Here is a 21,401-nt window from a genome sequence, read left to right on the forward strand (position 1 = left end):
GTGAGGTTGCCCTAATTATGTTCCGGTGACAATGATCGCTTCCACCGGGACGACCAGGCGCAGGGCAGCTGGTTTTCAGGACACAAACAACCTGCTCACGTGAGTTAGTACACATTAACTGATTTGGGCGTTAGCATCGGAAGATGACCACCGATGTTCAGGCTTCCTACACGTCCGGCACCTCCACAACTCCTCTTTTGGAGAGCACCATTGGTGCGAACTTCCAGCGCACGGCCGCACGATTTCCTGCTCGGGAGGCCCTCATTGACAGGCCCTCGGGCCGGCGGTGGAGCTATGCCCAGCTAAATGACGACGTCGATGCTCTGGCCCGCGGGCTGCTCGCCGCCGGGATAGTCACCGGCGATCGCATAGGCATTTGGGCACCCAACGTGCCTGAATGGGTGATCCTGCAATTCGCCACCGCCAAGATCGGTGCCATCTTGGTCAACGTCAATCCGTCATACCGGGTCCATGAACTTAAATACGCCATCTCACAATCCGGGATGTCGATGATCGTGGCGCTGCCTGACTTCAAAGGCTCAGACTACCGAGCCATGATCAATCAAATCCGTCCCGACTGCCCGGACCTCACGGCGGCAATCTACATCGGCACGCCTTCCTGGGACGAGCTCGTGGCTGGCGGGCAGTCAGTGCCAGCTGACGCCGTCGAGCGTGCCATGAACGCCCTGACTCCAGATGATCCCATCAATATCCAGTACACCTCAGGCACCACCGGCTACCCCAAGGGCGCCACGTTGAGCCACCGCAACATCCTCAATAATGGCTACTTTGTGACGGAAACAATCGGCTTCACCGAGCATGACAAGCTCTGCGTTCCTGTGCCGTTCTATCACTGCTTCGGCATGGTCATGGGCAATCTGGGCGCGTCGACTCATGGGGCCGCCGTGGTCATTCCGGCGGCCGCGTTCGATCCTGCCGCCACCTTGCGTGCCGTCCAGGAGGAACGCTGCACAGCCCTGTACGGGGTACCCACCATGTTCATCGCCGCACAAAATTTGCCGGACTTTGCCAGTTATGACTTGAGTAGTTTACGCACCGGCATCATGGCTGGTTCTCCGTGCCCCGTGGAAGTCATGAAGCGGTGCATGACCGAGATGCATATGGAAGGTGTTTCCATTGCGTACGGCATGACGGAAACCTCACCGGTGTCGATGCAAACGTTAATGGACGACGACGTGGCCCACCGAACCGAGACAGTGGGCCGGGTGCACCCTCACCTTGAGGTCAAAATCGTGGATCCTTCCACCGGGGAGACTGTCCCCCGTGGAGAGTCAGGGGAGTTTTGTACCCGCGGCTACTCCGTCATGCTGGGCTATTGGAATGATTCTGAGAAGACTGCCGGGGCCATCGATCAGGAGCGCTGGATGCATACCGGCGACCTCGCCGTGATGAATAATGACGGTTACGTGAACATTGTGGGCCGCATCAAGGACATGGTCATCCGGGGCGGTGAAAATCTCTATCCACGGGAGATTGAGGAGTTTTTGTACCATCATCCCGACATTGCCGATGTCCAGGTGATTGGAGTGCCGGATGAGCGCTACGGCGAGGAGTTGTGCGCCTGGCTTCTGATGAAACCCGGTGCCATACCCTTGGATGCCGAGGCCATCGGCGTATATTGTGCCGGTCACCTCTCTCGCCACAAGGTCCCCCGCTATGTATTGGTGGTGGATGAATTCCCCATGACGGTCACGGGGAAGGTCCGCAAGATGGACATGCGGCAGCGAACCATCGAGCTACTGGGACTGTAGCCGTGACACTGGGATAGGCTCTGCTTTTGAGCTGCGAAAAGCTAGCGCACAAAAAGTCTTGTTCACCATTGAGATACTGGGGTTCTCCAACTATGCGCACAGACACTAAACACGCAGGTAATAAGAGCAATAGCTACGTAGTTGCTTACCTTTTCATCGGCGTAGCGGCGGCCATCGCAGGATTCTTGCCATGGCTCGTTACGGGGATGCGTCTGCCGCTGCAGAACCTCTGGGCAACCAGTACCCCACCGGGTCAAATGCCAATATCACTTCTCCCCTTTAGCCAGTACATGCTTACTCTTATTGCCGGGCTCATCATCACGGGATCGGCCATTGCTGGAGGAATCCTACGCCTGAGACGTTCACGACTTCCCCGCTTTGGCGCCACGGCAGCGGTCATTGGACTCTTGGGTGTGCAGCTTGCCGCCACGCTCCAGGCCAGCCTGACGGTATCAGCCGGATTACTGGATAACCAGGCCGCTGAGCTTTACCTGTCTGCACTATTAGCGGGCACAATTGCCTCCATCATGGTTGGCGTTCTGGTCCTGTTCCTTATTTCGCGTGCCCCTGCCTCCGGTGCTGTGATCGGAGCAAGCTTCGCCGCCGTGGCCCTCGCACCATGGCTTAGAGCACTCCTCATACCGCTCAATGACGTGACAACGTCACCGAACTCCTTCACGCTTGGTCTGATCCACTGGTTCCCGGCCGTTGTAGTGGGGCTGGCGATTGCCTGGTCGGTCTCCATGTCAACAGCTCGTTTGCTTGCGGCAGGATTCAGCCTCATCGTGCTGTGGTTTGGACCTGCCCTGTTCGCCGCTATCAGTATTGCCGCTGGCAGTCGTGTCCTTGCCTATCAGCCCGCTGGAATGGCGAAACTCGGTGCAAGCTCATTCCTGAACTTCATAGACTACCGTTCAGGCTCATTGGCCCCATTGGTTGTGGCCGCAGCAATAGCCACTGCCGGTTCTATTTGCCGCTCACTTTTCAAGAAGTTCAACCGCTCATCATCCGTCTCGCCTGCCTAGCCCGGGGCCTGCCTCGCCCGGGGTATCCGGGTAGCGGGGGTATCCGGGTCCGCGCCGATCCCTACTGTGGAGCCGGCTGCTCTCGCCCCGGGGCGCCGAGACTGCCACCTCGACATCTCTGCACGTCGGCGCCCGCATCGGTTACCGTGGATTCAGGTGAAGGTCTCCCGACGAGGTGGAGAGGCACATGTTGGGCTCTCCTCTCCGGGGATACCCCGGGGCACGCAGTATTGCTCGAGCAAGCACCGCGAGTGGGTCTCTGCGCTTCGCGCAGCAGCCCACCCGCACCGACAGATGAGTCGTCTTGAGGCCTTCACCGTCCTATTGCGGCACCACGAAGGGATGGCATCGACCCATGGTCCACAGCCAAGCCCACGGCACGGACTCGGAAACGGCCAGCCGAGACGTTCCAGGCGGCCATTTCCATCTCCGTGGCCATACCCCTCACCCGTCGTCGGCAACCGTAGCCGCGGCGCTGGCCCACGCATTCTTAGCCGCCCCGGCGTGGACCGCTGACGGGCTAATCGCTGCTGGTACGCAAGTTTTGGGTGTCCGACGGCGATGGCTGGGACCGCTGGTGAGTTCAGTCATCGGCGCTTATCACTACAAGCCTGCCGACGCTCCCCGCGAACTCGCAGCCTACATTGGCCAAAGTGATTCCTTCGCCGGAGCGGTCGCTAAGGCCCTCACCCAGCGAAAGCCTCTACGGATAGCGCGTTACGTACTCGCCGAGCCCGAGCAACGCCAAGGAACCCACCCCGTTCCAGCCATTGCCGGGCTTGCACAATTAGCTAGAGTTCTGGGACTGACGCTGGGTCAATTGGAGTGGTTTGCCGATACCGGCCACTGGAATCGGCTCGCTGGCAAGGGGCCTCTTCAGCATTACCGGTACAAATGGCTAGTGCGTCCGGGCAGAACGCCACGGTTGTTGGAAATTCCAGGGCTGCGCCTGCGGGCAATCCAGCGCAAGGTTTTGCAGGAACTGCTGAGCCCTCTCCCCTTACACGACGGCGCTCACGGTTTTGTCCCCGGCCGCAGCGCGGTCAGCGGAGCCACCCAACAGGTAGGCAGTGACACTGTCATTTCACTGGATCTAACGAGTTTCTTTGCCACAGTCACCGCTGGCAAAGTGTTCGGGATCCTGCGGCAGGCCGGCTATCCAGAAGCAGTGGCTCATACCCTAACTGGTCTAAGCACCCATGTAGTTCCACCATGGGTCATCACGTCAATGCCAGCCGGAGGAAGCTCCGCTGAACGATTTGCTTTAGCGCAGTCATTGCGGATTCCCCATCTGCCACAGGGCGCACCTGCGTCTCCCATGTTGGCCAACCTGGCACTACGACGACTGGATTCACGGCTCCAAGGTTGGGCTGAGAAGGCAGATACGCGTTATACGCGCTACGCCGATGACCTGAGTTTCAGCGGCGGTACTTCGTTGATTCAACGGGCAGACAGCTTCATTCGTGGCGTGAGCGTGATAGTTGCTGACGAGGGACACCTGCTCAATGAAAGAAAAACGCGGGTGCGCTCGGCCAGTACCCGTCAACAGGTCACGGGCATTGTGGTGAACCAGCGTACCAATATGCCCCGCCGCGACTTTGATGCCTTGAAAGCTACCCTGCACAATTGCGTGGTGCACGGCCCAGAAACTCAGAACCAGGCTGGGCACACGGATTTTCGTGCCCACTTGTTGGGCAGGATCACGTGGCTTGAGTTCCTCAACCCCACTCGCGCAATACGCTTGCGCCGGGACTTCGAGAAGATTCGCTGGTAGCAACCCCTATTTCGTGTTGTGCCTGCGACAGACATCGTCTGATTCAGTGAGCGAGCGTTAGCAAAAATACGACGTGAAGTGAGCGAGCGTCAGGGGGTGGTTAGCGCGGGAGGCGTTCGCGCAGGACGGGCCAAGCTGCACTAAATCCTGGATGCAAGTTTAGGGAGTCGAGCGTTTCAGGTGCGAACCATTCCAACGCCATGCTTTCCGGATCACTGATGACAGCTTCAAAGGGCACCACTGCAGTAACAACCACCGTGGTGTAACTCCAATAGCCAACGTCATAGACGGAGGTGAACATCAGCTCAACGTTCTCCCGCGGAACAGCTGCTTCTTCCCACGCCTCACGCAGTGCTCCATCCACTGCAGTTTCGCCTTGGTTGAGGGCGCCGCCGGGCAGACCCCATGTGCCGCCGTGGTGAGACCAGAGTGCCCGGTGCTGCAGCAAGACTCCACGGCCGGCATCGAACACCAACAGGCCAGCAGAACCAAACTTTCCCCAAAAGCTGCCCTGCTCCCCTGTCACCCAGGCATCGCCGGGATCACGGTCGCTGCCCAGGTGCCCCGGACGCACAACAGCCGCAGCATCCCGGGTGAAACGGGCTGCTGCGGCTGCGGGATCATGTGTAGACAAGAGTTAGAAGTCCCAGTCGTCGTCTTCGGTGTTGACTGCCTTACCAATGACATAAGAGGATCCTGAGCCGGAGAAGAAGTCATGGTTCTCATCGGCGTTCGGTGAGAGCGCGGACAGAATGGCCGGGTTCACATCGGTGACGGCCGAGGGGAACATTGCTTCGTAGCCCAAGTTCATCAGAGCTTTGTTGGCGTTGTAGTGCAGGAACTTCTTGACGTCCTCGGCCAGGCCGACGGAGTCGTAGAGATCGTGCGTGTACTGGACCTCGTTTTCGTAGAGTTCAAAGAGGAGCTCGAAGGTGTACGCCTTCAACTCTTCCTTGCGCTCTACCGAGAGGCCTTCCAAGCCTTTCTGGTACTTGTAGCCAATGTAGTAGCCGTGCACGGCCTCGTCGCGGATGATCAGACGGATCATGTCGGCGGTGTTTGTCAGCTTGGCCCGTGAAGACCAGTACATGGGCAGGTAGAAGCCCGAGTAGAACAGAAATGACTCCAACAACGTCGAAGCAATTTTGCGCTTCAGCGGATCGTCACCATAGTAGTAGCCCTCAATGATCTGGGCCTTTTTCTGCAAGTTCACGTTCTCTACCGACCAGCGGAAAGCCTCATCGATCTCCTTCGTGGAAGCCAAGGTGGAGAAGATCGAGGAGTAGCTCTTAGCGTGCACCGATTCCATGAATGCAATGTTCGTGTAAACAGCCTCCTCATGCGGGGTGATGGCATCCGGGATCAGTGAGACGGCACCCACGGTACCCTGCAGGGTGTCCAGCAAGGTCAGCCCGGTGAATACGCGCATGGTCAGCAGCTGCTCATCCGGTGTCAACGTGGCCCAGGACTGGACGTCGTTGGACAGCGGCACCTTCTCCGGCAGCCAGAAGTTGTTGCAGAGGCGGTTCCAGACTTCCACGTCCTTATCGTCCTCGATGCGGTTCCAGTTGATGGCCTTTACGTGGCTCGCCAACTTCAGCTTTTCCGGTGTCATCGCTGCTTCTCTCCTTGTGAAAATTTTATGGCCGCAGGGGCCTAGTCAATCTTAAGCCAAAGGTACGACGGCGGGTCTCCACCGCCGTCGTACTCTTCAGTTATGCGGTGTTAGAGTGCGCAGCTGACGCAACCCTCAACTTCCGTCCCTTCCAGCGCGAGCTGGCGGAGGCGGATGTAGTAGATGGTCTTAATGCCCTTGCGCCAGGCGTAAATCTGCGCCTTGTTGATATCACGCGTGGTGGCCGTGTCCTTGAAGAACAACGTCAGCGACAGACCCTGATCCACGTGCTGGGTGGCAGCGGCGTAGGTGTCGATGATCTTCTCAAACCCGATCTCGTACGCGTCCTTGTAGAACTCAACGTTGTTGTTGGTCAGGTAAGGGGCCGGGTAGTAGACGCGCCCCAGCTTGCCTTCCTTGCGAATCTCGATCATGGAAGCGATCGGGTGGATCGAGGACGTGGAGTTGTTGATGTAGCTGATGGAGCCCGTGGGCGGGACAGCCTGCAGGTTCTGGTTGTAGATACCGTGCTCCATAACCGAAGCCTTCAGCGCACGCCAGTCATCCTGGGTGGGGATGTGCATACCCTCAAACAGCTCGGCAACGCGGGCGGTCTGAGGCAGCCATTCCCGGTCCGTGTACTTGTCGAAGAATTCACCCGAGGCGTACTTGGAGTTCTCGAAGTTGATGAAGGTGGAATCGTTTTCAATCGCCAACAGGTTCGAGGCCCGGATGCAGTGGTACACCACCGTGTAGAAGTAAATGTTGGTGAAGTCCAGGCCCTCTTCGGAACCGTAGTGGACCCGCTCACGGGCAAGGTAGCCGTGCAGGTTCATCTGGCCCAAACCGATGGCGCGCGACTGGCGGTTGCCCTTGGCGATAGACGGGACGCTGGTGATGTTTGACATGTCAGAGACGGCTGTCAGCGTGCGAATGGCCGTCTCGATGGTGCCGCCAAAGTCCGGTGAATCCATGGCCTTGGCAATGTTCAACGAGCCCAGGTTGCAGGAGATGTCTTTGCCGGTCTCAGCGTAGGAGAGGTCATCGTTGTACGTGGTGGGAGCGGAAACCTGGAGGATCTCAGAGCACAAGTTGCTCATGATGATCTTGCCTTCAATGGGGTTTTCGCGGTTCACCGTGTCTTCAAACATGATGTACGGGTAGCCGGATTCAAACTGGATCTCGGCGAGCGTCTGGAAGAACTCGCGTGCCTTGATCTTGGTCTTCTTAATCCGTGCGTCGTCCACCATTTCGTAGTACTTCTCGGTGACCGAGATATCAGAGAACGGAACGCCGTACACCTTTTCAACGTCGTACGGGGAGAACAGGTACATGTCCTCGTCGCGCTTGGCCAAATCAAAGGTGATGTCCGGGACAACAACACCCAAGGAGAGGGTCTTAATGCGTACCTTCTCGTCGGCGTTCTCGCGCTTGGTGTCCAAGAAGCGGTTGATATCCGGGTGGTGGGCGTGCAGGTAAACGGCGCCTGCACCCTGGCGTGCACCGAGCTGGTTGGCGTAGGAGAAGCTGTCCTCGAGAAGCTTCATCACCGGGATGACCCCGGAGGACTGGTTCTCGATCTGCTTGATGGGTGCGCCAACTTCGCGGATGTTAGTGAGGGCAAAAGCAACGCCGCCACCACGCTTGGACAGCTGCAACGCGGAGTTGATGGAGCGGCCAATGGACTCCATGTTATCTTCGATGCGCAACAGGAAGCAGGAGACGAGCTCGCCGCGCTGAGCCTTGCCGGCGTTCAAGAAGGTGGGGGTGGCCGGCTGGAAGCGGCCACCAATGATTTCATCGACGATGCTGTTGGCCAGTTCCTCATTGCCGCGGGCCAGGTGCAGGGCAACCATGCACACACGGTCTTCGTAGCGCTCCAGGAAGCGGTTGCCGTCAAAGGTTTTCAGCGTGTAGGACGTGTAGAACTTAAACGCGCCCAGAAAGGTCTCGAAGCGGAACTTCTTCTTGTAAGCGCGCTGGAAGAGCTCACGGGTGAAGTTCATCGAGTATTGGTCAAGCGTTTCGCGCTCATAGTACTGGTTTTTCACCAGGTATTCCAGCTTTTCTTCCAGGTCGTGGAAGAACACGGTGTTGTTATTCACATGCTGCAGGAAGTACTGCCGAGCAGCCGCTTTGTCAGCATCGAACTGGATATCGCCGTCGGCGTTGTACAAGTTCAACATGGCGTTGAGCTCGTGGTAGCCAAGTCCTTCCCAAGCTGCCGGCATGTCCTTAGAGGACTTCATTGTTGAGTCTTGTTCTGAGACAATCGTGTCCAAAATTCTTCCAATCCTTCGTGAACGCGGTCCACATCCTCAGATGTGCCCATGAGTTCAAAACGGTATAAATGCTGTACATTGCACTTCTCGGCGACTATGTCACCGGCGAGGCAATAGGTTTCGCCAAAATTTGTGTTCCCTGCGCCGATAACGCCACGGATTAGCTTTCGATTGTCCGCCACGTTAAGGAATTTGATGACCTGTTTTGGCACGGCTCCTCGCCGAGTTTCCCCACCATAGGTGGGCAAGATCAAAACGAAGGGTTCCTGCGCCAAAAGGGTTTCTTCAGAGGTATAAATCGGCAACCGCGCCGCTTCCAACCCCAATTTCATGACGAAACGGTGGGTGTTATCGGAAGCTGACGAGAAATAAATCAATCGGCTGCTGGTGTATCGAGAAGTTATCGCTGTTACTGCGGGTTCTGCTGCAACGGCTGACATGGCTTTCGCTTTCCAACTACTTACTTGCGGTTGTGGGGCCAACCGCTTGTTGGATTAGCCCCACTTGTGTGCGCTATGCGCACGTAAAATTATGGTGAGCTTGCAGGCTACAGCCTGCATACTCACTACGCGACGTTGAAGGCAGCGCCATCGACGGCTGCAGCCAATTCGGCAATCTTATCCGGGCGGAATCCTGACCAGTGATCGGCGTCCGTGATAACAACAGGTGCCTGCTGGTAGCCCAGGCTGAGCACATGCTCAAGAGCGGCGGGATCAGTTGAGATATCCACGCTCTGATATGTGATGCCTTTTTTATCCAACGCACGGTATGTTGCGTTGCACTGGACACATGCAGGTTTGGTGTAAACCGTGACGGTCATGATGGAGATCCCCTTTGTATATAACTGCCTGTGGCTGCCAAGAACGGCTAACTCGCTGCCTGTGGGACCAACGGTTCGCGTCAGGGTCTCGCCAGCTGTTCGAGCTGTTCCAGCGGCTCCTTTGGAACCACTTGAATTCTGTAATAGATACTACATGTAGTGCAGCCACCCAAGGTTGACCCCTACATGATGTATTACAAGTATGTCATTTTATGCACCGTTCGTCCACAGGCCAATCCATTTAAAAGCGCGAGAAATCAAGGCGGATTCTTAGCTGTCCACAGGTTGTGCAGTACTTAGCCACAAAAAACAGTGCGGCGTGTCGACGGTGCCCGGCGTGTCGGTGCTGGGCGGGGGCCGCAGATAGCACTCACCGGCAATCTATGCTTGCTAAGAAGTTCAGTCCCCGTTGGAGAAGAGAGTCTTGTGATCAATCCTGTGCATTTGCGGACCCTGTTGGAAGTTGTTCGCCGTGGGTCCTTTGCCGCCGCGGCCACACAATTGGGGTACACGGCGTCGGCCGTTTCACAGCAGATGTCAACACTTGAGCGTGACAGCGGCGTGAAGTTGTTCCACCGCTCGGCCCGCAGCGTCCTGCCCACCGACGCCGCCCTTGTCATGTCCCGCCATGCTGCCAAAGTTCTTACAGACATTGATGCGCTGCTTGCGGCGAGCGCCAGAACGGAAGAGGGGACCAGCCAGGAACTCCGGCTTGGTATCTTCCCATCCCTGGCAACTCATGTACTGCCACGGCTATTGCGAAGCCCTGACTGGCCCGGTCTTGGCATTAACTTGCACGTTTCTGTGGGTGAACCGCAACAGACCATTGGGGGCTTGCGAACCGGTGGCGAATTAGATGTTGCGCTGGTTTACCAGGTAGGACAGTCCGGGTTGGCGTGGCCGCACACCATCAATCGGCAGTGGATTGGGGACGATAAGTTCAGGGTGGTCCTGCCCAAGTCCTGGGGTATCCGTTCAGGTTCGGTGGTTGAGGCGACCCACCTCTCCGATATGCCGTGGATCATGCACCACCCCGGGACAAGCGATGCCACCGTGATTGAGCGGCTCTTTGCCAGTTGCAACCTACACCCCCGGGTGGTCTCATACAGTGATGACTTCAACGCCAGTCTGCAGATGGCCAGCGTGGGCCTGGGCGCTGCCCTGGTTCCAGAACTGGCCCTTGCGGGCAGGCCAGATAACGTGGTGGTTTTGGACGTTCCTGAGATTCGGCTGGCCAGGAACATCTTTGCCCTGCTCATCAATGACAACCGCACGGCACGTGTGGAGGTATTCGTTGACAAGTTGGCCCACATCCTCCAGGAACTGACAGGCACCAGCACGGTGGACCTGACCCCCTGACACTTAGGCTCTTTAGGCACTTAGGCACCCAGGCACTCAGGCTCTTAGTCCTTGGCGAACTTCCGGGCCGGTGCGATGAGGCGTTTGATGAGTTGCTTCTTCAGTGACGTAAACGGCGGGTAGATCAGCGAGAGCGTGTCCGGTGAGAGCGACTTGCGGAGCACGGCCTTGCGGTGTGAGAACGTTTCGATGGAATGCTGCCCATGGTAGCTGCCCATGCCGCTCTCCCCTACTCCGCCAAACGGCAGCCCTGGAACCAGCAGGTGTGCCGCTGGTACACCAAAGCTCAGCGCGCCCGACGACGTCTGCTCAAGGAAGTCCTGGCGCACACCTTCATCTTCGCTAAAGACATACAGGGCCAGTGGCTTGTGACGGCAGTTGATGAAGTCGATTGCTTGCGCAGCGGAGCCAATAGTGATCAGGGGCAACACTGGACCAAAGATCTCCTCCTCCATCAACTTCGCTTCAGCGTCCACGTGGATCACAGTGGGTTCAATGTAGCGGGTGGCGGCATCCATGCCTCCCCCGCTGACAAGGGCGGACCCGGCGTCGTCATGGAGGTCATGAGCGAGCAGTCCAGCTAAACGGGTATAAGCACTGTCGTTGATAATCCGGCCATAGGCCAAACTGTGGGAAGGCTCGCCACCGTAAAGGTCATTGATGGCTTCGGACAGTTCCTTGGCAAGTTTGGCCAGGGCGGTGTCAGTGCCCAAGACGTAGTCAGGGGCCACACAGGTTTGGCCGGCATTCATGAACTTGCCCCAGGCAATCCTGCGCGCCGCCGCCACCATGTCAACGCTCTCATCTATGTAAACAGGAGACTTCCCGCCCAGTTCTAGCGTCACAGGGGTCAGGTGCTTGGCGGCTGCGGCCATAACGATTCTGCCCACGCGCCCGTTCCCGGTGTAGAAGATATGATCAAAGCGCTGCTCCAGCAACTCAGTAGTTTCCGGCACTCCACCTTCAATAAGGCTCACAGCACCGCCAAGGTACTCCGGCACCCATCGGGCAAGGACTGCCGAGCAGGCCGGTGCCATCTCACTTGGTTTGCCAACCACCGTGTTCCCTGCTGCCAACGCACCTATCATCGGAGCTAAAAGCAACTGAATGGGGTAGTTCCACGGGGCAATCACAAGCACCACGCCCAGGGGATCAAGCACGGTTGAGGCATGGGCCGGTTGCAGCGCCAACGGCACGGCAGCCTTGCGTGGCTTTAACCACTCGGGCAGGTGCTTGATGGTGTGGGCGATCTCAGCAGTAAGGAAACCCAGTTCAGTCAGCCACGCCTCCGCCGGGTGTTTACCCAGATCGGCTGCCAGGGCTGCACTGAAGTCATCTTGATGATCCAGCAGCATCTGGTTCATGGCTTTGAGTTCTCGCAGCCTCCACGCAAGGGGCTTAGTTCTTCCACTGTTGAAAACTTCTCTTGCCGCAGCCACGGTTTCTTGTACGCTCATGCCCCTAATCTACCCGCGCCGTCCAAACAGCAGTAACGCGTGGTGCAGCCAAGCCGTCAGTAAGTTGTTGGAGAACAGCTCACTGACGGCTTGGGCACAGTTTTGCACTAATGGGGCGGGAACTAGACCAGCTGCGCGCGGACTTCCTTGGTGGCGGCCACCAGGTTGCGCAGTGACTCTTCGGTCTCTGCGTAGCCGCGGGTCTTTAGTCCGCAGTCCGGGTTGACCCAGAGCTGGCGGGCAGGGACGTGCTTGACTGCTGTGTCCAACAGTTCACGGACTTCATTTAGTCCGGGGACGCGGGGGCTGTGGATGTCGTAGACGCCCGGGCCCACGCCACGGCCGAAGCCGTGGTTTTCCAGGTCGTTGACAACCTCCATGCGGGAACGTGCAGCCTCGATGGAGGTTACATCAGCATCCAGACCATCAATGGCGTCAATAATGACACCAAACTCGGAATAGCAAAGGTGGGTGTGAATCTGTGTGCCGTCGCTGGCGCCTGCGGTGGAGAGACGGAAGGAGTTCACTGACCAGTCAAGGTAAGCACCCTGGTCTGCCCGGCGCAGAGGAAGCAGTTCGCGAAGTGCCGGTTCATCCACCTGAATCACTTTGATGCCGGCGGCTTCCAGGTCAGCGATTTCATCGCGTAGGGCCAGTCCTACTTGGTTGGCTGTGTCACCCAGAGGCTGGTCGTCACGGACGAAGGACCAGGCAAGGATCGTGACGGGGCCTGTGAGCATGCCCTTCATGGGTTTGGCCGTCAGCGACTGTGCGTATTCTGCCCACTGGACTGTGATTGCCTTCTCGCGGGTGACATCACCCCAAAGGATTGAGGGGCGGGTGCAACGGCTGCCGTACGACTGAACCCAGCCGTGAACAGTGACGTCGAAGCCTTCCAGGTTCTCAGCAAAGTACTGGACCATGTCGTTGCGTTCGGGCTCGCCATGAACCAGCACGTCAAAGTCGAGTTCTTCCTGGAGGTCAACCACACGCTTGATTTCCTCTCTCATCAACCGCGCGTATTCTTCGCCGGTGATAGCACCCCTGTTGGCGCGGGCACGGGCTGAGCGGATCTCCCCTGTCTGGGGGAACGAGCCAATGGTGGTGGTTGGTAGTGCCGGCAAGTCCAGTGACTTTTCTTGGGCAGCAACACGAACCGAGTATTCTGAACGGCTAAAATCTGCTGGGGTCAGGGCGGCCACGCGTGCACGCACTTCGGGGCGCCTGACGCCCTTGGCGCCAGCGCGGGAGGCGATGCTGGCTGTGGCTTCAGCTACGGCGGCAGCGGACGACGCCGGGTCCACCAGGTGCGCTGCCAGCGTCACCACTTCGGTGACCTTCTGGTCTGCGAATGCCAGCCAGCTGCGTAGTTGCGTTGAAAGCTGGGTTTCTTCGGTGACGTCATGAGGAACGTGCTGGGTGGAGGTGGAGGTGGACACCGTCACTGTGAGGCCGGCGCTGGCCAAGGCCTCCAAACGGTTGATCGATTCGGCGAGGTCGTTGCGCCAAATATTATGGCCGTCAACCACGCCGGCAACCACTATTTTGCCAGCAAGCAGGGCCAGCTTGTCAGCGCAAGGTACTGCTCCCTTGAACACGTCAATGTGCAGTGCCTGGATCTTCGTCGCGGCCAGGGTTGGGAGCAGTTCTGTGAGCGCTCCAAAAGGAGTGGAGACAAGGATCGCCGGGCGCTCTGGGGCATCGCCAAGAACGTCATACGCCCGGGCGACTGCTGCCTGGATTTCGGCCAGCGGAACATCCTGATCACTGACAAGGGCTGGCTCATCCAACTGCACCCAGCTGGCACCGGCAGCACCAAGACGGGTGAGCAGTTGCGCGTACACCTCAAGGACATCTTCAAGGCGTGAAAGCGGGTTGAAACCGGCCGGGGCATCCTCGGATGCCTTGCTCAGCAGCAGGAAGGTGACAGGACCTACCAAGTAGGGACGTGTTTCGAAACCGTTAGCTAGGGCAAACTCGAACTGTTCAACAATGCGGTTGGACGTCACCGAGAAGTTGGTTTCCGGACCAACTTCCGGCACCAGGTAGTGGTAGTTGGTGTCAAAGAATTTAGTCATTTCCAGCGGCTGAATCTCCACTGTGCCCCGGGCAAGAGTGAAGTAGGCGTTGAGATCCAGCTGGCCGTTTTCATTGCGCAACTCACCAAAGCGCGCAGGGACAGCACCTATATGAGTGGCTGCATCGAGCACCTGATCGTAGAAGGAGAAGGTGCCAGGGATCGCGGCAGGTTCAGTCAAGCCCAGTTCAGAGAGACGGCGGGCGGTGCCTAGGGCAATGTCTTGACCGGCGGCTTCCAGTGCACTCTGATCAATCTTTCCTGCCCAGAATGCTTCAACAGCCTTCTTTAATTCGCGACGGCGGCCAATCCGGGGGTAGCCCAGCAAAGAGGCTGAGGGGAAAACAAGGGCAGTGGACATAGTGGGTTCCTTAATAATATTTTAGGCGAAAAATGTGAAGAATATGCGGAGCTGGGACCGCCTGGGCTAGGCCGTAACCAACCGTGCAGCGCTGGGGGCTGGATTCCGGGGTGCCATGCGCGGCCGCCCCGGACGCAGGAGCTGAAGCTTGTCAAGGACTTCAAGAGCGGCGGCATGCTCGTTGAAGGTGTAAAGGTGGATGCCGGGGGCTCCGGCATCCAGTGCCGCACGGGCTAGATCTACTGTTGCGGATACGCCAATTCGCCTACATTCAACAGCGCTGTCGGCACGTCCCAGCGAATCAAGCAGCGAGGTTGAAGGAGCAACACCTGTCAGATCACCCAAGCGCTGCACGCGGCGCAGACTTGTAAACGGCATGACCCCGGGAATGATGGGGATACTCACCCCTGCCCGCCGTGCACGCCTGAGCAGGTCCTTGTACTGATTTGCGTGGAAGAACACTTGGGTGATGGCAAAGTCCGCCCCCGAGCGCTGTTTGGCCAGCAGGACTTCCACATCATGTTCAACCGAGGGTGACTCCGGGTGCTGCGACGGGTATGCCGCCACACCAATGGCAACCTTGCCGGCGCAGAGCAGCGCCGAACGGCCCTGCTCCACGCGGCGGATCAATTCGATCAAGTCTTGGGCATAGCTAAGTGATCCCGCCCGTGTCGCTGATGGTAATTCCTTGGGTAGATCCCCACGCAGGGCCAGGATGCCACGGACACCGTGGTCAAGGAGTTCGGAGATAATACTGGCAAGCTCATCGGCAGTGTTGCCAACACACGTCAGGTGGGCCAGCGGCAACAACGATGTTTCATGCAAGAGCCTGTTCAGCAGCTCAACCGCAGTGCTCCGGTTACTCCCGTTGGCTCCGTAGGTGACTGAAACATAGTCAGGGTTGGTGCTCTCCAGCTCCCTAATGGTGTCCCACAGCGTCACTTCGGCAACATCATTTTTGGGTGGAAAAAGTTCGTAAGACAGGGCTATCGGCGCACTTTGAGTCCATGGCGCCGACACCCGAATAAGGCTCGGAGGAGACATTTGCTTGGTCCTTGAGGGTGGGTCGGTGATCTCTACCCATAGCGAGAACACGTCTGTTCCGTACAGGTAAAGACAAGCCGATCTTTGATTCGTGAGGGGGCGTTCACAACTCAGCACACTGCCTAGAAAACAGTCATGAGGAGATGGATCCGCCAGCAAATGTCAGGCCCACATGGGGGCACCCACACCTTCGATTCAACAGAAGGTCGCTGACACACGTTGAGGAACTAACGTACGACCAAGCTTAGTCACGACTTTCTTGCGATAACAAGTCATCATCGAATTACGTCGTCAGTTTACGGAATATTTCATGCATTACGTTCGGCTATGAGCACAGTTTGCGTCCTTTGACCGAACTATCTGCACCCGGGGCGTCTGGAAGCTCACACAAAATGAGCCGATTACCACGGTTTGGCGTACTGCTCAGGCTCCGGGTCGTTGTAGTCCTCAGTCAACTTCTGAGACTTGCTGCGTTGCTTTTGCGCTTTCTTTCCAGTCTCAGCAAGTTCCTCTTGTTTACTGTCCGAGGGAGGTTTTGAGGCATCCTCTTCCGTGCCGGAATCAGACGGGCTCGAGCCATCGCCGTCGTCCTTGCTGGCTGAGAGCTTCTGGGCTAGGCGCTCTTGGGCATCCTTGAGCGCTGCTGACTCTCCGTCCTTGTTATTTTCGCTATTGGGTGCGAAGCAGTCCCGCGGGGATTGAGCCACTACTTCACTGCCCTGAGCGTAAAATTCCTTGGCCGAGGGCGTATTGCCGCCTTTTTTTTGCTCATCACCGAGCTTTTCCAGACTCAGCACCAGGTTCACGCGTACCTTGCAGGACTCGGCAGCGGGGACAAGCTCCAGGGCACGGAGAAACTGTTTCCGGGCCTGTTCGAAATCCCCGTGCAAGACAAAGCCGTCACCAAGTGCGAAGTGGGCCTTGTACCGTTCAACAACATTTGCACTCCCCATGAGTGCACCAGCCTGCGTAGTCCCACCGGCATTTCCATTGGCGTAGGCGGTAGCCGCCAGTCCAGCGGAAACGGGCAGGCTGAGCAGCTTCACGGCGAGCAGCATCGCCAATAGCAGCAGGGGTGCCGACCCCCACAGCAGGCGCCGTCGCCGCCGCCTTAAGCTCTGCCGGATATTGTGATGGCTCATGGTGCACCTTTTTCAGGACGCGGCAACTGGCGCCATGCGCGAGTGAGCGCAGCCAACTCCCACAGCACCACGGCAAAGGCCGCCAAAGCAAATATCCAATACACTTCCCACCGTCCAGCGCCCTCCCGGTCAGCGTGTGCTGGTGCTTTTGAGGCGGCGTGCGGTGCTGACTTGATCAGAGCGCCGCTGATGGAGCCCGGACCCGTCCTGTGGATATAGGGGACATTGAGCTGGGAGGCTATCTTGTTTAACGACTTTTCATCGATCCTTGACAGGGCAGGGGCATAGTCGGCACTCTTATCCAGAATGTAGGGCCCGGGTTTGTCGGTGCCAAAAGAGTAATCACGCATCTTCGCCCCGGCAGTGCTTCCGTACCCGAGCACGGCACCCCCATCGATGAGGGCCGTCGCTTCAGTGAACGGTTCTGGGGCGGTGGCTGCTGTTTGTTCACCATCGCCGAGGTAGTAGACAAGCCGCGGCCTTTCAGGGTGGCTCGCTTCCGCAGAGGTAAGTCGCTGCGCCAGCACCTCATCGGCAACGCTGATACTACTACCGTGCGAAGCGAAGGCGGAGCGCGGTGCCATGACCTGTGTGAGTGTTCGCAATGCCGTTGCATCAGTTGTCAGTGGCAGCGCAACTTTAGCTTCGCTGTCAAAGGTGATCAATGAGAACCGCGCACCGCTAAGTTCATCGGCCAACGCCATGATGTCCGTCTTCATTCCCGTAAGTCGTGGGGAGCTGGGATTGTAGTCCTCGGCGGAGGAGCTAGGAGTCATATCCACAACAAAAAATACGTTCAGCTCGGTGTTGGCCACGGGTGCAGTAGCACCCGTGAGACCTGGACGCATGCCGGCCAGACTCAGCAATACCACCAGTGCGGCGTACCGCCAACTGGCGGAGCTGCGATTGCGCCAAACTAGCAACACAGCTGCCGCTAGAAGGAGTACGCTCAGCGGCCAGAACAGCCACGGTGTCAGGATAGGCGTCATGGTCATCGGCGCAGCCGCCATGTCGCAGCACCCAAAAGTAGCAGCGACACCAGTGCTGCACCCAGCGGGCCGCCCGGCTGGTCAAGGACAGTGATTTGCGGTGCCCCCTGCAACTTTGAGCTCTCGGTGGCTTGTACCTGGTTCACAATGGACTCAACTGCCGCGTCTGACTCCAGCGCATGGTAACTGCCGCCTGTGCTGCTGCTCGTCTTCTTGAGGCCGTCAGCGGCCTGACCAAACGCCGTTTTTGAACCAAAGTCGTTGGGATTCAGAGAGTACACCCGGATACCCGTATTTTTTGCCAGCAAAGCTGCTTCTGAGAGTGCAAAAATGGGTTTGCCCGCCAGCATGTTGTCAGTGGCAAAAATAATTGATCGTGATCGTTGAGGATCAGCCGTGGCGGGGAAACCATTGACGCAGGACGCTAAACCATCGCCAATCAAGGACGATCCGGGCGCTTCATAGGTGCCCGCGAAATATTCAAAAGTTGAGGTGTCCATGCCCAAGGCCTTTTGCGCCACAGTGAGCTCACCGGTGACAAACTCATAGTCATCTGTCAAAGGGAACACCATGACTGCGCTGGAATCAAAGATGGTCAAGCCAATGCGTTCGCCCCTGAAGTTGCCAACAAGTTTTGAAAAAACACTCACAATCGCTTCATCGGTGCCAAGCATGGAACCGGATACGTCAAGGCACAGCATGATGTCCCTGTTCACGTGTTCGGGATTGAAGGTTTCTTCTTTGATGGGACGTGCGGCAGCCACGGCTAGCGAGAGGCCAAGAACAGCCAGCGCGGCCAGCGCCACAAGCAACCATTTCCTGCGCTGCGCCACGGCTCTCTTGTATGCGGGCAGTGCGGTGAGCCTGTCCACGTGGGCCACTGGCGTGCGCGGCACGGTGGAGTCTCCTCGGCGCCAGAAAATCACTGCCACGGCGACAATCATGGCCAGGGCCAGGGGCAGCAGCCACCAATATTTCAGTGCCACGATGCCACCACGTTCCGCGCTGTACCGGTTGCCTCGGTGACCGTAAGCCCCCCACCGTGAGCCGTGAACTCGCCGGGATAAAACAGTTCAACCGCGTCAGCAGCCACAGCAAGCTGCTCTCCTCTTAGTTGTGTCAGAGTCATGCGCTGGGCTGGCAACCCCGTCATTTCATGAACAAAGCCTCGCACTGCCAGGCTCAGCTCAAGGTGAGCGGCACGCTGGTCTATGGTGCCGGCGTCGTACTTGTTCTCAACGTCCGTGATTAGCTGCAAGTACTTGTTCCGCACAGACCCGGGATGGCGGGGTGGCACAAAGTCAGGCACGCCGGTGGTGGCCCGCTCACTGGTGGAAACCCATACCCACACGATCCAGCCAAGACACATCAGCACCAGGGCAGCACCCGTCAGCGGCCACCAGATTGAGTATCCAACGGGGGCAAAGAAAACACCGTCAGCGGCCACGCCGGTGCCTCTCCAAGAGGGTAAACACCTTTGCCACAACTTCGGTGGTGGCAGCGACGCTGGAGATGGCAATACCGCAGGAACCAAGCAGCGTCTCCAGCTCCTGGGCGCGAAGGGCCACGGCCTTGAAATAGCTGCGTGCAAGATCAGGGTCCTTCGCCAACAGCATCAGAACGGTGTCCATGCCTGCAACATCAACGCCTACCCCAGAGACAGCCTCGGGGCCGGCCAAAGTAGCATCCTGAATCTGCAGCCATAGGATTTCATGTTGGGCACAGAGCCTGCGCAGCACCTTGGCAAGGCGCGGCTCAGCAGTGAGCTCATCGGCCACAACCACCAGCAGCATGCGTTGTTTATAGTGCGCGGCCACATATTCCAGCCGGGAGCACAATTGGCTTGGCCCGCGAGTCATGCAGGCACCGTCCATGCCCTTCAGAAGTTGCTCCAGGTGCGCCTCCGTACCCTTGGCTGGCAGCGCAATAGAATTTTCTCCGTCACCGTGAACAAGCGCCACTGAATCACCGTGGCGGATGGCAAGCAGGCCGATGACACCCATCGCCATCACGGCAATATCCTTCTTCAACTCGCCACCGCGCGCCTGGGCAGCCATATTCCGGCCACTGTCACTGACAAAAAGTAGCTGCTGACTACGCATGGCTATGTAGCGTTTGATCAGCGGCGAACCCGTCCGGGCTGTGGCTTTCCAATCAATGTCACGAATCTCATCCCCCGGGACATAGCCGCGCAGGTCTTCAAAGTCCTGGCTGCGCCCATGAAATATTGCCCCGTATTCACCTTCCAGCATGCCCCGGGCCTTGCGGTGAGCCACAATGAACATCTTCGATTTCACCGCCGTCAGTAAGCTAGCCACCGCTGCCTAGGGTGTCTGCACTGAATCGACAATGGCGGAAATGATCGTTTCAACTCGTATATTTTGTGCCACGGCCTCAAATCCTAGGATGAGCCTGTGCCGCAAAACCCGCTCTGCCAAGGCCTTCACATCTTCCGGGATCACATGGTCACGGCCGTGAAGCAGGGCAAGTGCGCGCGCGGCCGAAGTGAAGGCAATGCTGGCGCGGGGGCTGGCACCAAATTCGATCAGCCCGGCCAGGGCAGGATCAATGTAGTCCCGCGCATGCCGGGTGACGTACACAAGGCCCACAATATAATTCACCAAGGATGGATCGAGGTAAACCTTTTTAGCAGTTTCCTGCAGTGCCACCACCTGCTCAAGGGTTGCCACCGGGGAAGGCGTGGCTCCCGCAAGGAACACTCCGGCGTCTATCCGCCTGATGATCTCCGCTTCCTCCGCGGGGCTTGGGTAGTCCAGGACGTCCTTGAGCATGAAACGGTCCATCTGCGCTTCGGGAAGCTGGTACGTGCCTTCCTGCTCAATCGGGTTCTGGGTGGCCATGACCATAAAGGGCGAAGGCAATGGATAAACCTGCCCACCAATAGTTGTCTGGCGTTCCGCCATGGCCTCAAGCATGGCCGACTGAGTCTTGGCACTTGAGCGGTTGATCTCATCAAGGAGCACAATGTTAGCGTGCACAGGTCCAAGCGCAGTCACAAAACTGCCATGGGCGGCGTCGTAGATCTGAGTGCCAACTATGTCACTGGGCAAAAGATCCGGGGTGCATTGGATCCGGTGAAAGAGAGCACTGATTGAATTGGCCAAGGTTTGCGCCGCAGTGGTCTTCGCCAGACCCGGCACCGACTCCAACAACACGTGGCCCCCTGTCATCAAGGAGATCAGCAACGTTTCGCGCAAAAGTGCCTGGCCAACCACCTTTTTTTCGAAACTCTGCGAGATGCTGTGCACCACCTGCTGTGCGTGGGCCAACTCCGCAGGGTCGATGTGGGGATTGGCACTGGTGGAAAGCAAGATCTAAGCCTTTCGTTGGGACTGTCTTTGTTGGCGCTCTAAGGAATGTACCCCAATGATCAGCACATCGGATCTTGCGCGCTCCGGCAATGGGGAGAACTTCCCATGAACACCTATCGGCCGGGATGGGCTGGGTCTAAAGTATGAAACATGAGTGAATTGCCAGTTGCCTATGCAGAATATCTCAAGGGTCGCAGCAGCGACTTTATTGCAACTGTGCTTCCCGTGCTATTGCAATCAGTGGCAGAGAAGACCCATGGGGTCCATATTGTCCTTAATTCTCATGTGATCCAGGCCCAGACGGATCCCGAGATTCCGTTTGGGGAGATTTTCGAGAGTGTTGACTAGGGCT

At 57.8% G+C, this 21,401-nt stretch carries 19 protein-coding genes; 5 read left to right on the forward strand and 14 right to left on the reverse strand.

The genetic code is table 11. The features are described from left to right. The first annotated feature begins 143 nt into the window (after positions 1-143). From AAFM46_RS09075 to AAFM46_RS09085, 3 genes are all read left to right on the forward strand, one after another. Positions 144-1,772, forward strand: a complete 1,629-nt coding sequence (locus AAFM46_RS09075; RefSeq protein ID WP_343317473.1) for an AMP-binding protein — start codon at positions 144-146, stop codon at positions 1,770-1,772. A 92-nt stretch (positions 1,773-1,864) separates the two neighbouring features. Beyond that, entirely contained in the window at positions 1,865-2,797 is a 933-nt protein-coding gene (locus AAFM46_RS09080; protein WP_343317474.1) for a hypothetical protein, read from the forward strand. A 355-nt stretch (positions 2,798-3,152) separates the two neighbouring features. Continuing rightward, complete coding sequence (locus AAFM46_RS09085) at positions 3,153-4,571, forward strand: reverse transcriptase family protein (protein WP_343317475.1); 1,419 nt, start codon at positions 3,153-3,155, stop codon at positions 4,569-4,571. A 100-nt stretch (positions 4,572-4,671) separates the two neighbouring features. Here AAFM46_RS09085 and AAFM46_RS09090 read toward each other — a convergent pair whose 3' ends face one another. The 5 genes from AAFM46_RS09090 to nrdH form a co-directional block, all read right to left on the reverse strand. Next, the gene (locus tag AAFM46_RS09090) at positions 4,672-5,145 is read right to left on the reverse strand and encodes an NUDIX hydrolase (RefSeq protein ID WP_343320424.1); all 474 of its coding nucleotides are present in this window, start codon (positions 5,143-5,145) and stop codon (positions 4,672-4,674) included. A gap of 63 nt (positions 5,146-5,208) precedes the next feature. After that, entirely contained in the window at positions 5,209-6,186 is a 978-nt protein-coding gene (nrdF, locus tag AAFM46_RS09095; protein ID WP_283527394.1) for a class 1b ribonucleoside-diphosphate reductase subunit beta, read from the reverse strand. A 110-nt stretch (positions 6,187-6,296) separates the two neighbouring features. Further along, complete coding sequence (nrdE, locus tag AAFM46_RS09100) at positions 6,297-8,417, reverse strand: class 1b ribonucleoside-diphosphate reductase subunit alpha (protein ID WP_343320425.1); 2,121 nt, start codon at positions 8,415-8,417, stop codon at positions 6,297-6,299. Between the two features lie 14 nt (positions 8,418-8,431). Then, on the reverse strand, positions 8,432-8,908 hold the full coding sequence (gene nrdI, locus AAFM46_RS09105) for a class Ib ribonucleoside-diphosphate reductase assembly flavoprotein NrdI (protein ID WP_283527395.1): 477 nt from the start codon (positions 8,906-8,908) through the stop codon (positions 8,432-8,434). 125 nt (positions 8,909-9,033) lie between these two features. After that, positions 9,034-9,288 carry a glutaredoxin-like protein NrdH gene (gene nrdH, locus AAFM46_RS09110; protein ID WP_283527397.1) on the reverse strand — a complete coding sequence of 85 codons (255 nt, stop codon included), beginning with the start codon at positions 9,286-9,288 and terminating at the stop codon, positions 9,034-9,036. Between the two features lie 426 nt (positions 9,289-9,714). On the opposite strand from nrdH, the gene AAFM46_RS09115 reads away from it, so the two are divergent. Further along, positions 9,715-10,647 (forward strand): LysR family transcriptional regulator, encoded by a 933-nt coding sequence (locus AAFM46_RS09115; RefSeq protein ID WP_283527400.1) that lies wholly within the window; start codon positions 9,715-9,717, stop codon positions 10,645-10,647. A 44-nt stretch (positions 10,648-10,691) separates the two neighbouring features. Here AAFM46_RS09115 and AAFM46_RS09120 read toward each other — a convergent pair whose 3' ends face one another. The 9 genes from AAFM46_RS09120 to AAFM46_RS09160 all read right to left on the reverse strand — a co-directional run bounded on the left by AAFM46_RS09120 (position 10,692) and on the right by AAFM46_RS09160 (position 21,049). Continuing rightward, a complete protein-coding gene (locus AAFM46_RS09120; RefSeq protein ID WP_343317476.1) occupies positions 10,692-12,104 on the reverse strand; it encodes an aldehyde dehydrogenase family protein in 1,413 nt (470 codons plus the stop codon). Between the two features lie 122 nt (positions 12,105-12,226). Beyond that, positions 12,227-14,542: a 5-methyltetrahydropteroyltriglutamate--homocysteine S-methyltransferase gene (gene metE, locus AAFM46_RS09125; protein ID WP_343317477.1), complete on the reverse strand. Its 2,316-nt coding sequence runs from the start codon at positions 14,540-14,542 to the stop codon at positions 12,227-12,229. A 66-nt stretch (positions 14,543-14,608) separates the two neighbouring features. After that, entirely contained in the window at positions 14,609-15,586 is a 978-nt protein-coding gene (locus AAFM46_RS09130) for a methylenetetrahydrofolate reductase (RefSeq protein ID WP_343317478.1), read from the reverse strand. Positions 15,587-15,987: 401 nt separating this feature from the next. Beyond that, positions 15,988-16,728, reverse strand: a complete 741-nt coding sequence (locus tag AAFM46_RS09135; RefSeq protein ID WP_343317479.1) for a tetratricopeptide repeat protein — start codon at positions 16,726-16,728, stop codon at positions 15,988-15,990. Continuing rightward, positions 16,725-17,723: a VWA domain-containing protein gene (locus AAFM46_RS09140; RefSeq protein ID WP_343317480.1), complete on the reverse strand. Its 999-nt coding sequence runs from the start codon at positions 17,721-17,723 to the stop codon at positions 16,725-16,727. The genes AAFM46_RS09135 and AAFM46_RS09140 overlap by 4 nt, the downstream gene beginning before the upstream one ends. Further along, complete coding sequence (locus AAFM46_RS09145) at positions 17,720-18,703, reverse strand: VWA domain-containing protein (protein ID WP_343317481.1); 984 nt, start codon at positions 18,701-18,703, stop codon at positions 17,720-17,722. The genes AAFM46_RS09140 and AAFM46_RS09145 overlap by 4 nt, the downstream gene beginning before the upstream one ends. Further along, on the reverse strand, positions 18,694-19,164 hold the full coding sequence (locus AAFM46_RS09150) for a hypothetical protein (RefSeq protein WP_343317482.1): 471 nt from the start codon (positions 19,162-19,164) through the stop codon (positions 18,694-18,696). Before AAFM46_RS09150 ends, AAFM46_RS09145 begins: the two co-directional genes overlap by 10 nt. Then, positions 19,154-20,014 carry a DUF58 domain-containing protein gene (locus AAFM46_RS09155; protein WP_343317483.1) on the reverse strand — a complete coding sequence of 287 codons (861 nt, stop codon included), beginning with the start codon at positions 20,012-20,014 and terminating at the stop codon, positions 19,154-19,156. The genes AAFM46_RS09150 and AAFM46_RS09155 overlap by 11 nt, the downstream gene beginning before the upstream one ends. A 27-nt stretch (positions 20,015-20,041) precedes the next feature. Beyond that, complete coding sequence (locus AAFM46_RS09160; RefSeq protein WP_343317484.1) at positions 20,042-21,049, reverse strand: MoxR family ATPase; 1,008 nt, start codon at positions 21,047-21,049, stop codon at positions 20,042-20,044. A 150-nt stretch (positions 21,050-21,199) separates the two neighbouring features. Here AAFM46_RS09160 and AAFM46_RS09165 point away from each other — a divergent pair, with 150 nt between their 5' ends. Further along, positions 21,200-21,397: a hypothetical protein gene (locus AAFM46_RS09165; protein WP_343317485.1), complete on the forward strand. Its 198-nt coding sequence runs from the start codon at positions 21,200-21,202 to the stop codon at positions 21,395-21,397. Positions 21,398-21,401: the final 4 nt, after the last annotated feature.

It is taken from the genome of Arthrobacter sp. TMP15 (genome assembly GCF_039529835.1).
Classification (GTDB): Bacteria; Actinomycetota; Actinomycetes; order Actinomycetales; family Micrococcaceae; genus Specibacter.

Excerpts from the sequence above, each read along its gene's own strand:
- AAFM46_RS09085 (WP_343317475.1), top strand. The coding sequence starts at position 3,153 with ATGGTCCACAGCCAAGCCCACGGCACGGACTCGGAAACGGCCAGCCGA.
- AAFM46_RS09135 (WP_343317479.1), bottom strand. The coding sequence starts at position 16,728 with ATGAGCCATCACAATATCCGGCAGAGCTTAAGGCGGCGGCGACGGCGC.
- nrdH (WP_283527397.1), bottom strand. The coding sequence starts at position 9,288 with ATGACCGTCACGGTTTACACCAAACCTGCATGTGTCCAGTGCAACGCA.
- nrdE (WP_343320425.1), bottom strand. The coding sequence starts at position 8,417 with ATGCCGGCAGCTTGGGAAGGACTTGGCTACCACGAGCTCAACGCCATG.
- AAFM46_RS09130 (WP_343317478.1), bottom strand. The coding sequence starts at position 15,586 with ATGTCTCCTCCGAGCCTTATTCGGGTGTCGGCGCCATGGACTCAAAGT.
- metE (WP_343317477.1), bottom strand. The coding sequence starts at position 14,542 with ATGTCCACTGCCCTTGTTTTCCCCTCAGCCTCTTTGCTGGGCTACCCC.
- AAFM46_RS09120 (WP_343317476.1), bottom strand. The coding sequence starts at position 12,104 with ATGAGCGTACAAGAAACCGTGGCTGCGGCAAGAGAAGTTTTCAACAGT.
- nrdI (WP_283527395.1), bottom strand. The coding sequence starts at position 8,908 with ATGTCAGCCGTTGCAGCAGAACCCGCAGTAACAGCGATAACTTCTCGA.
- AAFM46_RS09165 (WP_343317485.1), top strand. The coding sequence starts at position 21,200 with ATGAGTGAATTGCCAGTTGCCTATGCAGAATATCTCAAGGGTCGCAGC.
- AAFM46_RS09075 (WP_343317473.1), top strand. The coding sequence starts at position 144 with ATGACCACCGATGTTCAGGCTTCCTACACGTCCGGCACCTCCACAACT.
- AAFM46_RS09140 (WP_343317480.1), bottom strand. The coding sequence starts at position 17,723 with ATGACCATGACGCCTATCCTGACACCGTGGCTGTTCTGGCCGCTGAGC.
- AAFM46_RS09080 (WP_343317474.1), top strand. The coding sequence starts at position 1,865 with ATGCGCACAGACACTAAACACGCAGGTAATAAGAGCAATAGCTACGTA.
- nrdF (WP_283527394.1), bottom strand. The coding sequence starts at position 6,186 with ATGACACCGGAAAAGCTGAAGTTGGCGAGCCACGTAAAGGCCATCAAC.